The sequence below is a fragment of the Pseudomonas sp. BSw22131 genome (assembly GCF_026810445.1).
GTDB classification, from domain to species: Bacteria; Pseudomonadota; Gammaproteobacteria; order Pseudomonadales; family Pseudomonadaceae; genus Aquipseudomonas; species Aquipseudomonas huanghezhanensis.
In genome coordinates this window covers 3,731,812-3,745,652 of the sequence record NZ_CP113949.1, presented here as the reverse complement: position 1 = coordinate 3,745,652, position 13,841 = coordinate 3,731,812, and the positions used below count along the sequence as shown (strand labels likewise).

12 protein-coding genes and 1 pseudogene are annotated in these 13,841 nt (G+C 59.8%); 12 read left to right on the top strand and 1 reads right to left on the bottom strand.

Features of this window, described 5'->3' with window-relative positions; genetic code table 11:
* Positions 1-3 precede the first annotated feature (3 nt).
* The 8 genes and pseudogenes from OYW20_RS16845 (at position 4) to OYW20_RS16810 (ending at position 6,949) form a co-directional block, all read left to right on the top strand.
* Positions 4-1,242 carry a hypothetical protein gene (locus tag OYW20_RS16845; RefSeq protein ID WP_268797076.1) on the top strand — a complete coding sequence of 413 codons (1,239 nt, stop codon included), beginning with the start codon at positions 4-6 and terminating at the stop codon, positions 1,240-1,242.
* Positions 1,151-1,924 carry a class I SAM-dependent methyltransferase gene (locus OYW20_RS16840; protein ID WP_268797075.1) on the top strand — a complete coding sequence of 258 codons (774 nt, stop codon included), beginning with the start codon at positions 1,151-1,153 and terminating at the stop codon, positions 1,922-1,924. Before OYW20_RS16845 ends, OYW20_RS16840 begins: the two co-directional genes overlap by 92 nt.
* A 35-nt stretch (positions 1,925-1,959) precedes the next feature.
* Entirely contained in the window at positions 1,960-2,598 is a 639-nt protein-coding gene (cysC, locus tag OYW20_RS16835; RefSeq protein WP_268797074.1) for an adenylyl-sulfate kinase, read from the top strand.
* A gap of 89 nt (positions 2,599-2,687) precedes the next feature.
* The gene (locus tag OYW20_RS16830; RefSeq protein WP_268797073.1) at positions 2,688-3,359 is read left to right on the top strand and encodes a CGNR zinc finger domain-containing protein; all 672 of its coding nucleotides are present in this window, start codon (positions 2,688-2,690) and stop codon (positions 3,357-3,359) included.
* A gap of 278 nt (positions 3,360-3,637) precedes the next feature.
* Positions 3,638-3,766, top strand: a pseudogene (locus OYW20_RS16825) (DUF72 domain-containing protein); the annotation flags it as partial.
* Positions 3,767-3,903: 137 nt separating this feature from the next.
* The gene (locus OYW20_RS16820) at positions 3,904-4,698 is read left to right on the top strand and encodes an endonuclease/exonuclease/phosphatase family protein (protein ID WP_408005418.1); all 795 of its coding nucleotides are present in this window, start codon (positions 3,904-3,906) and stop codon (positions 4,696-4,698) included.
* Complete coding sequence (gene clsB, locus OYW20_RS16815) at positions 4,695-5,948, top strand: cardiolipin synthase ClsB (RefSeq protein ID WP_268797072.1); 1,254 nt, start codon at positions 4,695-4,697, stop codon at positions 5,946-5,948. Before OYW20_RS16820 ends, clsB begins: the two co-directional genes overlap by 4 nt.
* 5 nt (positions 5,949-5,953) lie before the next feature.
* Positions 5,954-6,949 carry a lysylphosphatidylglycerol synthase domain-containing protein gene (locus OYW20_RS16810; protein WP_268801164.1) on the top strand — a complete coding sequence of 332 codons (996 nt, stop codon included), beginning with the start codon at positions 5,954-5,956 and terminating at the stop codon, positions 6,947-6,949.
* A gap of 116 nt (positions 6,950-7,065) precedes the next feature.
* Here OYW20_RS16810 and OYW20_RS16805 read toward each other — a convergent pair whose 3' ends face one another.
* A complete protein-coding gene (locus OYW20_RS16805) occupies positions 7,066-8,001 on the bottom strand; it encodes a MurR/RpiR family transcriptional regulator (protein ID WP_268797071.1) in 936 nt (311 codons plus the stop codon).
* A gap of 286 nt (positions 8,002-8,287) precedes the next feature.
* Here OYW20_RS16805 and OYW20_RS16800 point away from each other — a divergent pair, with 286 nt between their 5' ends.
* The 4 genes from OYW20_RS16800 to OYW20_RS16785 all read left to right on the top strand — a co-directional run bounded on the left by OYW20_RS16800 (position 8,288) and on the right by OYW20_RS16785 (position 13,674).
* Positions 8,288-10,225 (top strand): bifunctional 5-dehydro-2-deoxygluconokinase/5-dehydro-2-deoxyphosphogluconate aldolase, encoded by a 1,938-nt coding sequence (locus OYW20_RS16800; RefSeq protein ID WP_268797070.1) that lies wholly within the window; start codon positions 8,288-8,290, stop codon positions 10,223-10,225.
* A 52-nt stretch (positions 10,226-10,277) separates the two neighbouring features.
* Positions 10,278-11,198 carry a myo-inosose-2 dehydratase gene (gene iolE, locus OYW20_RS16795; RefSeq protein WP_268797069.1) on the top strand — a complete coding sequence of 307 codons (921 nt, stop codon included), beginning with the start codon at positions 10,278-10,280 and terminating at the stop codon, positions 11,196-11,198.
* Between the two features lie 2 nt (positions 11,199-11,200).
* The gene (gene iolB, locus OYW20_RS16790) at positions 11,201-12,010 is read left to right on the top strand and encodes a 5-deoxy-glucuronate isomerase (RefSeq protein ID WP_268797068.1); all 810 of its coding nucleotides are present in this window, start codon (positions 11,201-11,203) and stop codon (positions 12,008-12,010) included.
* 164 nt (positions 12,011-12,174) lie between these two features.
* Positions 12,175-13,674 (top strand): CoA-acylating methylmalonate-semialdehyde dehydrogenase, encoded by a 1,500-nt coding sequence (locus OYW20_RS16785; RefSeq protein WP_268797067.1) that lies wholly within the window; start codon positions 12,175-12,177, stop codon positions 13,672-13,674.
* Positions 13,675-13,841: the final 167 nt, after the last annotated feature.

Genomic DNA, 13,841 nt, shown 5'->3' with positions numbered 1-13,841 from the left:
ATCATGCAACGAAAAAAACTGCTTATCGTCGGCGGCGGGAATCTGTGCCTGCAAATCCTGCAGATCCTCGCCCCAGGTAATGCCTTTCACTTTCATGTGGCCAGCCGGGACGCTGAAAGTGCCGCCAGGTTATGCAACCTGGTCCGCCTTGGCGCGCTGCAACTCAACGCCAACCTGTCTATCCGGCCGTGGCAGATGAATCTGGTTGAAGCGCAGATCGAGCAGAACGCCGAGATCCTGAGCTACATCAAGCCTGACATCATCGTCAACTGCGCGTCGCTGCAATCCTGGCGGGTCATTACGCAACTGCCCAAAGCCGCCTTCAATACGCTGGATCAGGCGCAACTGGGCCCTTGGCTGCCCATGCATCTGGCGCCGGCCTATGCGCTGATGCGGGCCGTCAAACAGTCAGGCGTCAAGGCGATGGTCGTCAATATGGCGTTTCCCGATGCCGTCAATACGGTGCTGGACAAAATTGGCCTGGCGCCCCATGTCGGCGCCGGCAACCTCGCCAACCTGGTCCCGGCCACTCGCTGCGCCATTGCCATGCTGGCGCGCTGCGAGCCCGACGCTGTCAGAGTCAAGCTGATCGGCCAGCATTTCTTCAGCCACTTTGTGCCACGCGGGGGGCTGCCAGCCGTGGCTAACTTTCACTTGCGTTACTGGATCAATGGCGTGGAATCGACCGGCAGATTCAGCGCCGAACGCATCTTCGCCAGCGTCTCCACCGATTTTCGGCGGCTTGGTGGCGTCGACGGTCAGTTCCTCACCGCCACATCAGCCGTCAACGTCATCTGCGGCCTTCATGCGCTGGAGGAGACAGAAACCCATGCGCCCGGTCCACACGGTTTGCCGGGCGGCTACCCGGTGCGCATCGGCATGGGACAGATCGTGCTGTCGTTGCCCCACGGCATCACCCGTGCCGAGGCGATCTCCACCAATCAACTGTGCCAGCGGCAGGACGGCATTGAAATGATTCACCCCGACGGCAGTGTGTCGTTCGGGTCGGAGCAAATGGCGGTGATGGAGTCATCGCTCGGTTTTTTCATGGCAAAAATGCAAATCAGCGAGGCCTCCGACCGGGCCGCCGAACTGGCGGCTAAATACAAGGCTTTTGCTGACAACCTCGGTAAACAGGGAGTGACCGCTCATGTCGTACAATCTTTTAGAGCCTCATACGGACCAGGGCGATCAGAACTACGCCCATCAATACCCGCAGGAGTTCGTCAGCCGCTGGGATGAGTTGATCGACTGGGACAAGCGAGCCGCAGGAGAGGGCAGCTTTTTTACCGATCTGCTGCTGGCGGCGGGTGCCTGTACGGTGCTGGATGTGTCCACCGGCAGCGGGTTTCATGCCGTTCAACTGACTAAAGCGGGGTTCAAGGTGCGCGCCAGCGATGGCAGCCAGACCATGGTCGACCGCGCCAGGGCCAACATGGCCTTGCACGGCCTGAAGACACCGGTGGTTTGCTGTGACTGGCTTGACCTGGACTCATTGCGACTGGGGACGTTCGACGCCGTGCTATGCCTGGGCAGTTCGCTGTGTCATGTGTTCGATGAGGCCGAGCGCCTGGCGGTGCTGCGGCGGTTTCATTCGCTGTTGCGCCCTGGTGGTTTGCTGGTGGTGGATCAGCGTAATTTTCAGGCGATCCTGGAGGGGAATTTCAGCACGTCCGGGCGTTATTACTACTGTGGTAAAACGGCCCGCGTCACTCTGGGTGAAGTCAACGAGCAGCGCTGCGAATTCGTCTACACCTTCAGCGACGGTGCGACCTACCGCTTGCGCGTGGCGCCGATTCGCCCGCAAACCCTGGTTAAGGAGATCAAACAAGGCGGCTTCGCAACCGTGCAGTCGTTCGGCGATTTCAAGCCGTTGTACGACCCGATGCGCAGCGACTTCATCATTCATGTAGCACGCCGTTGACACCCAGACCGGTAAAACCCCCAAGGAAGGTAACCATGAACATTCACATCGGCACCCGGGCGCGCTCGGGCTCTCTTTATCCGTACCCCTTCACGCCGGTACTGAAGACAGGCGCAAGCCAGATGCCGCAGGTGGTCTGGCTGACAGGCTTGTCCGGGGCGGGCAAATCGACCATCGCCAACGCCTTGAATGAAGTGTTGCAATCGCGAGGGCTCAAGACCGCCATTCTGGACGGCGACTCAGTACGCGGGGGGTTGTGCCGCGATCTGGGTTTTAGCGTGCAGGACCGGGACGAGAACGTGCGACGGGTGGCCGAAGTGGCCGCATTAATGGCGGATGCCGGCCTGACAGTGCTGGTGGCGCTGATCTCGCCCACGTGCCAGTCTCGGCATCACGCAAGGTCTATTGTGGGCAACGAGCGGTTTGTCGAAGTCTTTGTCGACGCGCCGTTGGCGGTCGTTGAGGCGCGGGACCCGAAGGGCTTGTATAGAAAGGCCCGGCGCCGCGAGCTGCCAGGATTCACGGGGATCGACGCGCCGTATGAAAGGCCGGTCTACCCGGAAGTGCACGTGCGCAGCGATGAGGTGAGCGTTGCCGACGCCGTCCGCTTGATCGATGCCTGGCTGCAACGTTCGCGACAAGGTCTGCTTGACTCTTCTTGTCCCGGCAGTTGAAAGCGTGTTTGCAGGACGCATGACCTCGGCCGGCGTGCCGTGCTGAGCGTGCGTTCGTCTTTAATGCTGGTTTTGCCCTGGAAACCGCCATGTCCTACAGTCAAGCCAAGATCAATGCAATTCGCCTGGTGGGGGGGCTGCCTGCGCTCGACTTCCTCAACACATGCGACGGACGCAGGCCGGGCACGTCGCTCAGAGCAGTGGTCGACAAACTGTCGAGTCTGCAAGACATCGTTCACTGGTATGCGCACGCAGGATTGATCACGCCGCAGGAGCACCAGCGTTTCATCGGGTTGACGGACGAATCGACCTGGCACCACCTCGACGCATTCCAGCAGTTGATCGACTTTCGCGAAGCGCTGTATCGCCTGCTGCTCCCGGTGGCGTTGGGGCGCCGAATTGACGATGAAGCACTGGCGGCACTCAATCGGGAGCTGGTTCGCACAGGCCCGGAGCGCGTGCTTGTTGCTACGCCGGGCGGGGTGATCTGGCTTTGGTGCACGTGTGATTCGCTGGACGCGATGACCGCCAGCCTGATCGGGAGGGTAGCTGTGCAGGCTGCAGCGTTGTTGACCGGTCCGGATGTGGCGAGGCTCAAGGCATGTGGTACTCCGGACTGCGACTGGCTGTTCGTTGATATCTCGAAAAACGGCCGCCGTCGCTGGTGCCAGATGAACGTTTGTGGCAGCCGGGAAAAAGCCCGCCGTGTTGCGCACTCTGCTGATTCATCAACCGGTGGCCGCGATGCCGCCAGTGCGTAGGCTACGGCGGTCCGCCAACACGGCAAAGTCTGGGAAATACGGCACCCATCCTCGCTGGAGCCCTTCAAAACCTGCCAGCGTCCGCAACCTTCAACAACCCCATGGAACCAGCGCCACTGCCAGGCTTCATATGACGTGAACATTGGCCCTCGCACAGACGGTTATCAGCCCAAAGCGTTAACACGCCAATGGATTCGGGCGGCCTGAGCATCGCAAAGATGCACCGGCGCTCGCCGCAATCGCGACATTGATGTGACAGAACGCACGAGACTTCTTCCATGAGCGAGATTCGCATTGGTATTTCAGGCTGGCGCTACGTGCCTTGGCGCGTGGATTTCTACCCCGAAGGCCTGACGCAGAAGAACGAAGTCAAGTTTGCCTCGCGCGCGGTCAACAGCATTGAAATCCGCCACCAGAGTTTTTGCTCGCCAGACTTCATCAACGATTTGGTTTTCCTGAGCCTGCGTGGCGGCAAAAAACCTTACGCCAGCGGCTACACCGGCCCGGCGCTCACGCGTTGGGGCGAACTCCAAGGAGCCCTGTTTTGACCAGTGCATTGATCCCGCAACACACTTCAGGCCCGCATCAATCAGCGACTGCCGAAGTGACGCTGAACCTGCTCACCATGAACATGCACATGGGATTTGGCGTCTTCAATCGGCGCTTCATCCTGCCGGAGCTGCGTGATGCGGTACGCGAAGTGTCGGCTGATGTGGTGTTTCTGCAGGAAGTCCACGGCGAACACCAAAACCACGCCCAGAAGGTCAAGAACTGGCCGACGCTATCGCAGTACGAATTCCTCGCGGACAGTGTGTGGACGGATTTTGCCTACGGGCGAAATGCCGTTTATCCCCATGGTCATCACGGCAATGCGCTGCTGTCCAAATACCCGATCCTGCGCCATGAGAACCTCGATATCTCGATCCACGGCACTGAAGAAAGGGGCTTGCTGCACTGTGTGCTAGAGGTGCCGCACTTTGGTGAAGTCCATGCGATTTGCGTGCACCTGGGCCTGAGGGAAGTGCACCGTCAGCAACAGCTCAAGCTGCTCGCCGACCTGCTGGCTGGTTTACCGCAGGATGCGCCGGTCATCGTGGCCGGGGATTTCAACGACTGGCGGCAGAAGGCCGATGCCGCGTTGGCTCACACCGGTTTGCAAGAGGTGTTTGTCAGTACGTTTGGTGCGCCGGCCAAAAGTTTTCCGGCACGCTTCCCGTTGCTGCGCCTGGACAGAATCTACGTGCGAAATGTTCGCGTGCGCGCCCCCAGAGTGCTGTCCAGCCGGCCCTGGTCCCATCTTTCCGATCATGCGCCGTTGGCGGTGGAGATAACCCTATGAACGCCAAAAAGAATAAGGTCGGAACGTGGCATGAAGGCAACTCGGTGGAGTTGCTGATCAACGGTGACGACTTCTTCACCCAGGTGTTCGAGTCCATCGGCGCCGCGCAGCAGGAGGTGTTGATTGAAACCTTCATCCTGTTCGAAGACCGCGTAGGCGAGGCGCTGCAGCGCGTATTGATCGACGCCGCACAGCGGGGCGTGCGGGTGGTCATGACCGTTGATGATTACGGGACCAGCGATTTGAGTTCTGCGTTCGTCAGGGAGATGACCGACGCGGGCGTGCAGATCCAGCTGTTTGACCCGCGCCCCAAGCTCATGGGGATGCGCACCAACCTGTTCCGCCGTCTGCACCGCAAAGTCGTGGTGATCGATGCCCAACTGGCATTCATCGGTGGTATCAACTACAGCGTCGATCACATGGCCGACACAGGCATCACCGCCAAGCAGGATTATGCAGTCAAGGTGCGCGGGCCAATTGTCGCCGACATCTATCGCTCCACGACCGGCATGCTGGGGCCGGTTGTCCGCAAAAGCTGGTCGCCGCTGAAGGTCGTCACACGCCAGACCGGCAGCGCCAGAATGCTCTTGGCCGAGCGGGACAATCGCGAGCACACCACCGACATCGAAGAGCAATACCTGAGGGCGATGAGCACTGCTACCCAGCGCATCACCATCGCCAATGCGTATTTCTTTCCCAGCTACCGATTCTTGCGGGAGCTGCGCAGCGCGGCGCGACGTGGCGTCAAAGTGACCCTGATTCTTCAGGGCCAGCCGGACATGCCCTTTGTGCGCATGTGCTCGCGGCTCACCTACACATGGCTGCTGCGCGAAGGCGTGGTGATCCACGAGTACACCCAGCGCGCCTTGCACGGCAAAGTGGCCCTGGTCGATCAGGAATGGTCGACGGTGGGCTCCAGCAACCTTGATCCGCTGAGCCTTGCGCTGAACCTTGAAGCCAACCTGTTCATTCGCGACCAGCGCCTCAACCAGCAGTTGCACGAGCACCTCAAGGAATTGGCGGCGGCGCACAGCAAGCAGGTCAACCTCAAGGGCCTGGCGAAAGGGCAGTGGTGGCGGGCACCGATGATCTTCCTGAGCTTCCACTTTTTGCGTCATTTTCCGGCCATCGCCGGATTGTTTCCGGTTCACGGTTTGCGCCTCAAGCCCATGCGCGCGCCTCAGGCCTTGCCTGCAGCCGCCGAGATTAAAAACGAGGATGAGCTGCACGATCAGGAGAAGTCGGTATGAGTGCGATGTCCGAGACGTCAAACGCCAGGAGTCAGGACAAGCCAGCGGGCAAACACGCCACGTTGCTGAAATGGGCGAAGATCATTTTTACGCTTTTTTTCTTCATCGCTGTGCCGATCATGCTGTACCTGCTGGTGAAGAACCTTGACTGGAACGAGGTCAAGCACGCACTGCAGTCCTACAAAAGCAGTACGCTGGCGCTGGGTTTCCTGATCGCAGCCGGCAGCTACCTGACGTATTGCGGTTTTGACGTACTGGCGCGGCGCTACACCGAACACAAGCTGTCGGTGAAGCAGATCATCCCGGTGACGTTCGTCTGCTACGCCTTCAACCTCAACCTCAGTTCGTGGGTGGGCGGTATTGCGCTGCGCTACCGGCTGTATTCACGGCTAGGGCTGGACGTGCCCACCATCACGCGAATCCTGAGCCTGAGCCTGATCACCAACTGGCTGGGTTACATGCTGTTGGCGGGTATCGTGTTCTCGGGGCGTTTCATTGACATGCCCGAAGGCTGGAAGATCGGCGACACCACGTTGCAGTTGATCGGATTCGCGCTGCTGGCGTTGTGTCTGGCCTATTTCCTGGCATGCCGGTTTTCCAAGCGTCGCTCGTGGAAGTTTCGCAAACAGGAAATCGTCCTGCCGTCGCTGAATCAGGCATCGCGTCAGGCGTTGCTGGGGGCGTTGAACTGGGGGTTGATGGCGTTGCTGATTTACGTCTTGCTGCCTGAAAAAGCGTTCTACCCGGCGGTGCTGGGGATCTTGCTGATCAGCAGTATTGCGGGCGTGATCGCGCATATTCCGGCCGGGCTGGGTGTGCTGGAGACGGTGTTCATCGCGTTAATGCAGCATCAGTTCTCAAAAGGCCAATTGCTGGCGGCGTTGATTGGCTATCGGGTCATCTACTTTCTGGTGCCACTGATGCTGGCGCTGGTGGTGTACGTGGTGCTCGAAAAACGCGCGAAATCTATGCGTCAGAGCAACGAAGCTGCGGGGGTTTAAGCTTGCTGCGGTGGGCGTGCACACCGTCTCTCAAGGCCGCAAGCGAGACTAAACCCTCGCTTGTAGCCTCTCTGGCTTGAAGCTTGAAGCTTGAAGCTTGCAGCTCAAATCTGCCCCTAATCCTCAAACCCGACTTGTTCGGACATCTCGTCCACCTTCAGCTCCAGGCGGTAGGCGACGGCGATGAACAGCGCCTGGCACAGGCACAGGGTTGCGCTCAGCGAGCGGAAGGCGAAGGAACTGCCTTCGTTGACCAGCAACACGGCGTTGGCGCGTTTGGCCAGTGGCGACAGGTTGCTGTCGGTGATGATCAGGGTCTTGGCCTGATGGTGTTGAGCGATGCGCAGGCAGTGCTGGGTTTCTTTGCCGTAAGGCGTGAAGCTGATGGCGATCACTAAATCATTGGCACGCACGCTGCGCATCTGCTCGCGGTAGCTGCCGCCCAGGCCGGAAATCAAGTGAATGCGCTTGTTGGTGTGCTGCAGGTTATAGACCAGGTAGTCGGCCACCGCGAACGAGCGCCGTACGCCCACCACGTAGATATTGTCGGCGTTGACCACCAGATCAACGGCTTTGTCGAACGCCTCGTCGTCCAGTTCCAGTGCCAGCCGTTCCAGCCCTGACAACGTGGCGTGAACGCACTCGCGCGCAAGGTCGCCGCCGCTGGCTTTCTGCGACTTGTTGGCGATCATGCTGCGGATGCGTTGCTGGTAGTTCTGCACCGGGGAGGCTTTGTGGGTATACGCCTCGCGAAACAACGCCTGCATTTCACTGAAGCCGCTGAAACCAAAGCGCTGGGAAAACCGCACGATGGCCGAAGGGTGCACTTCGCATTCCCGGGCAATATCACTGATGCGGTCGACCATGATCCGGTCGCTTTGCTGGCTCATGTAGCTGGCAATACGTTTGAGCTGGCGCGGCAGGCTCTCGTATTCGGTGGTGATCAGCTTGAGCAGCGTCTCGGCGTTCACAGGCGAGCTGACCGGTGCGGCATCAACGCTGGACGTCTCGACGCTGTTGTCGGGCAAGGACGGCTGATCGGGGCTGGACATACGCTTGAATTCCTTTGGATTGTCCCTTTGGGGCGCGGATAGCCGATGCTGGCGATGACAGCGCTCCTAGAATTGAACGAAGCGCAGTTTACAGCGGTTCGGATTTATATCGCGTCTGTTTAACACGATGTGCCAGCATCTGGTACCGCTTGGAAAAAAAATTCCACATGAAAAAAAATTAGAATAATTGTTGATCGGTGTTGCAGGGCGTTCTAGTCTTCACTCCACCAAGAGCGTTTCGTGCACCCGTGCATGACGCAGGCTGATAAAAATAACAGGAGCCACTATGGGCCAGACTCGTTTTGCCGCCGGGCGTGAATTGGATGTGATTTGCCTGGGTCGCCTCGGCGTCGATCTCTACGCGCAACAGGTCGGGGCGCGTCTGGAGGATGTCAGCAGTTTTGCCAAATACCTCGGAGGGTCCTCCGCCAACATTGCGTTCGGCACTGCACGTCTTGGCTTGAAGTCCGCCATGTTGACCCGCGTTGGCGATGATCACATGGGCCGTTTTCTCATCGAGTCCCTGGCCGCTGAAGGGTGCGACGTGAGCGGCATCAAGATCGATCCAGAGCGCCTGACCGCAATGGTGTTGCTGGGCATCAAGGACCGAGAAACCTTCCCGCTCGTGTTCTACCGCGAGAATTGCGCCGACATGGCCCTCAGTAGCGAAGACGTGAGTGAGGCGCACATAGCCTCCAGTAAAGCGCTGCTGATCACCGGCACGCATTTCTCTACCGATCAGGTGTTCAAAGCCAGCAGCCAGGCGCTCGATTACGCAGAAAAACACAACGTCAAGCGCGTGCTCGATATCGACTATCGCCCGGTGCTGTGGGGGCTGGCGAGCAAAGCCGACGGCGCTACACGTTTCGTTGCCGACCAGAAAGTCAGTCAGCACGTGCAGCGCATCCTGCCGCGATTCGACCTGATCGTCGGCACTGAAGAAGAGTTTCTGATCGCCGGTGGCGACACTGATTTGCTGGCGGCGCTGCGTACTGTGCGCGAACTCACGTCCGCCACGCTTGTGGTCAAGCTCGGCCCGCAAGGCTGCACGGTGATCCACGGCGCGATCCCGGCGCGGCTCGAAGACGGTGCGCTCTATCCGGGCGTGCGCGTCGAGGTGCTCAACGTGCTGGGCGCGGGTGATGCCTTCATGTCGGGTTTTCTCGTGGGCTGGCTCAACGAGGAGAGTGATGAACGCTGCTGCCAGCTGGCCAATGCCTGCGGCGGCCTGGTGGTGTCGCGTCACGCCTGCGCGCCTGCGATGCCAACCCTGGCTGAACTCGAATACCTGTTCAACAGCCCGACACCGATTACCCGTCCTGATCAGGATCCTGTCTTGCAGCGCCTGCATCGGGTAAGCGTGCCGCGCAAACAGTGGAAACAGTTGTTCATCTTTGCCTTCGATCATCGCGGACAATTGGTCGAACTGGCGCAAAAGGCCGGACGTGACCTGAGCTGCATCGGTCAGCTCAAGCAGCTGTTCATACAAGCGGTTGAGCGCGTCGAAGGCGACCTTCAAAAGCGCGGCATCGAGGCTGATGTCGGTTTGCTGGCCGACCAACGATTTGGCCAGGACTCGCTCAACGCTGGCACCGGTCGCGGCTGGTGGCTGGCGCGCCCGGTCGAAGTGCAGGGTTCACGGCCGCTGGCCTTCGAACACGGCCGGTCTGTGGGCAGCAACCTAATGAGCTGGCCGCGCGAGCAGATCATCAAATGCCTGGTGCAATACCACCCCGATGACGAGCCGATGCTGCGACTGGAGCAAGAGGCGCAGATCAAGGGCCTGTATGACGCCGCTCAGGCGAGCGGGCATGAACTGCTGCTGGAAATCATCCCGCCAAAGGATCACCGGTCCACCTATCCCGACGTCATGCTGCGTTCGCTCAAGCGCTTGTACAACCTGGGCATCTACCCCGCGTGGTGGAAGATCGAAGCGCAGCCGGCGCACGTGTGGGAACAGCTCGACGCGCTGATCCAGGAACGTGATCCCTACTGCCGCGGCGTCGTATTGCTGGGCCTCAATGCGCCAGCGCCGACCCTTGCCGAAGGCTTCAGACAGGCCAGCAAAAGCACCACCTGTCGCGGCTTTGCGGTGGGGCGGACGATCTTTCACGAACCCAGCCGGGCGTGGCTGGAAGGCGAGATCGACGACGCAGCGTTGATTGCGCGCGTGCAGGCCAACTTCTGTTTTCTGATTGAATCCTGGCGTGACGCACGGGCCTGAACCTCTGTCACCCAGCTCACTTTGCAAGCAACAAAAATAAAAGGTGCAGAACATGCCCGCTTCCGCAATCCGCATTGGCATTAACCCGATTTCCTGGAGCAACGATGACCTGCCAGCACTCGGCGGAGAAACGCCGCTGAGCACCGCGCTGACTGAAGGCAAGGAGATCGGCTACGAAGGGTTTGAACTCAACGGCAAGTTTCCCAAGGACGCCCGGGGCGTTGGCGACGTGCTGCGGCCTTACAACCTGGCGCTGGTCTCGGGCTGGTATTCGAGCCAGCTGGCCAGCCGTTCGGTGGCCGAGGAGATAGAGGCCATCGCCAGCCATGTCGAGCTGCTCCGGCAGAACGGCGCTACTGTGCTGGTGTATGGCGAGGTGGCCGACTCGATCCAGGGGCAACGAATCCGTCTGGTCGAGCGGCCGCGCTTTCACACCGATCGCGCCTGGCAGGAGTACGCCGACAAACTCACCGAGCTGGCGCGTTTTACCCTGTCCCAAGGCGTGCGCCTGGCGTATCACCACCACATGGGCGCGTACATCGAATCCCCGGATGACATTGACCGCCTGATGGCACTGACCGGCAACGAAGTTGGCCTGCTGTTTGATTCAGGCCATTGCTATATGGGCGGCGGCGAGCCTTTGCAGGTGCTGCGCAAACACATTGACCGGGTCTGCCACGTGCACTTCAAGGACGTGCGCAAAGACGTCGTGCAGCTGGCGCGCAACAACCTGTGGAGCTTTCCGGATTGCATCATCAATGGCACGTTCACCGTGCCCGGCGATGGCGATATCGATTTTGCTGCGTTGCTGGAGGTGCTCTTGCAAGCCGGTTACTCCGGCTGGCTGGTGGTTGAAGCCGAGCAAGACCCGGCCGTTGCGCCCAGCTATATTTGTGCGCAGAAGGGCTATGAAACCCTGCGCAATCTGCTGGCTGCCGCTCAAGAGCAAAACCCCGCCCAAAGGAGTGTGTGAGCATGAACCTGTTGGTCAAAAGCAAACCCGAAGGACGTGACGTCGTGTCCCTCGCAGAAGGGGTGCTGGAGTACGTTGGTTTTTCTGCCCATCGCCTGACCGTTGGCGAGCGCCTGCCTGTCAGTGCCGGCGACAAGGAGCTGTGCCTGGTGCTGCTCAGCGGTCGGATCAATGTCTCCGGAGAAACGCCTGGGCAGGGGACGTTCAACTGGGACAACATCGGCGACCGGCACTCGGTGTTCGAAGAGAAATCTCCCTTCGCGGTCTACCTGCCGCCTGGCAGTGTGGCGCAGGTCACCGCGCTGAGCGCTGTGCAGATTGCGGTGTGCGCGGCGCCAGGTGACGTCAGCAAAAACCTGCCTGCACGCCTGATCAAGCCCGACAGCATGAAGCGCAGTGTGCGCGGGAAAGGCGCCAATACCCGTTACGTGTGCGACATATTGCCGGACACAGAGCCGGCCAACGCGCTGTTGGTGGTGGAAGTGCGTACGCCGTCCGGGCATTCATCGAGCTACCCGCCACATAAGCACGACACTGATGATTTACCGCACCAGAGCTTCCTCGAAGAAACCTATTACCACCAGATCAACCCGTCGCAGGGTTATGTCTTCCAGCGCGTGTACACCGACGATCGCAGCATCGATCAGGCCATGGCTGTGGAGAACAATGATCTGGTTACAGTGCCCAAGGGTTACCACCCGGTCAGCGTGCCCTATGGTTATGAGTCCTATTATTTGAACGTGATGGCCGGCCCGAAACGCGCCTGGCATTTCCATAACGATCCAGAGCACAGCTGGCTTCTGGATCTATAGGCTCTCCATGAAAGATGGCTGCGCGTCGGTGATGCTGCGTTAAAAACAGGCTCGGGATGCTCATTTAGGTACCCCAACTCCGCTTCCTCGCCTGTTTTTGCCTTGCCTGACCGTCGCTCACCGACCTTTCATGAAGACCCTACAACTTTTTTAAGGAGCAGGTCATGAGCAACGCCCCGGTTATCGGCCATTACATCAACGGCCAGATTGAAGAGCGCGCAGAGCGCTTCAGCGACGTGTTCAACCCGGCCACCGGAGAGGTGCAAGGGCGGGTTGCGCTGGCCACCGTGCAAACGGTGGATGACGCCGTTGCCGCCGCACAGGCGGCGTTTCCGGCATGGGCCGATCAGTCGTCATTGCGCCGCGCGCGGGTGATGTTCAAGTTCAAGGAGCTGCTCGAGCAGCACCACGACGAGTTGGCAGCGATCATCTGCCGCGAGCACGGCAAGGTGTTTTCCGACGCCAAGGGCGAGGTGGTGCGCGGTATCGAAATCGTCGAGTTCGCCTGTGGCGCGCCGACCCTGCTCAAGACCGACTTCAGCGACAACATCGGCGGGGGCATCGACAACTGGAACCTGCGCCAGCCGCTTGGAGTGTGCGCGGGCGTCACGCCGTTCAACTTCCCGGTGATGGTGCCGCTGTGGATGATTCCCATGGCGTTGGTTACGGGCAACTGTTTCATCCTCAAACCGTCTGAACGCGACCCTTCGGCCAGCCTGTTGATGGCGCGTCTGCTTAAGCAGGCCGGTTTGCCGGACGGAGTTTTCAGTGTGGTGCAAGGTGACAAAGTGGCGGTCGATGCGCTGCTTCAGCACAAGGGCATCGAAGCGATTTCGTTTGTCGGCTCGACCCCGATTGCCGAGTACATCCATCAGCAAGGCACCGCCAACGGCAAGCGCGTGCAGGCGTTGGGCGGCGCGAAGAACCATATGATCGTGATGCCCGATGCCGATCTCGATCAGGCTGCAGACGCCCTCATTGGCGCGGCGTATGGCTCGGCCGGCGAGCGCTGCATGGCAATCTCGATTGCGGTGGTGGTGGGCGATGTCGGGCAGAAACTGATCGACAAACTGTTGCCGCGTATTGATTCGCTCAAGGTCGGCAACGGCATGAACGCAGACTCGGACATGGGCCCGCTGGTGACGGCGGTGCACAAGGCCAAGGTCGAGGGTTATATCGACCAGGGCGTGAAGGAGGGCGCGAAGCTGATCGTTGATGGCCGCCATTTCAGCGTGCCGGGCGCGGAGCGGGGGTTCTTCGTGGGTGCCACGTTGTTCGACGAGGTGACGCCCGAGATGAGTATTTATAAAGAGGAAATTTTCGGCCCGGTGCTGGGCATCGTGCACGTCGCCGATTTTGCGGCGGCGGTCGAGTTGATCAACGCCCATGAGTTCGGCAACGGCGTGTCGTGCTTCACCAGCGACGGCGGCATTGCCCGGGCATTTGCGCGCAACATCAAGGTGGGCATGGTCGGAATCAATGTACCGATTCCGGTGCCGATGGCTTGGCATTCGTTTGGCGGCTGGAAGCGCTCCCTGTTTGGCGATCACCACGCGTACGGCGAAGAAGGTCTGCGGTTCTATAGCCGCTACAAAAGCGTGATGCAGCGCTGGCCGGACAGCATCGTCAAAGGCGCCGAGTTCAGTATGCCCACCGCGAAATAATCGACATTTCCCCGTGGGAGGGAGCATGTCTGCAGGAGCGCGCTTGCCCGCGATTGTAGTTTTCAGGCGCAGACAATGTGTGTCGGATGCACCGGCTTCATCGCGGGCAAGCGCGCTCCTACAAGTGATCGCATTTCAAGTCCACATCCACCTCCAATAACAACAAG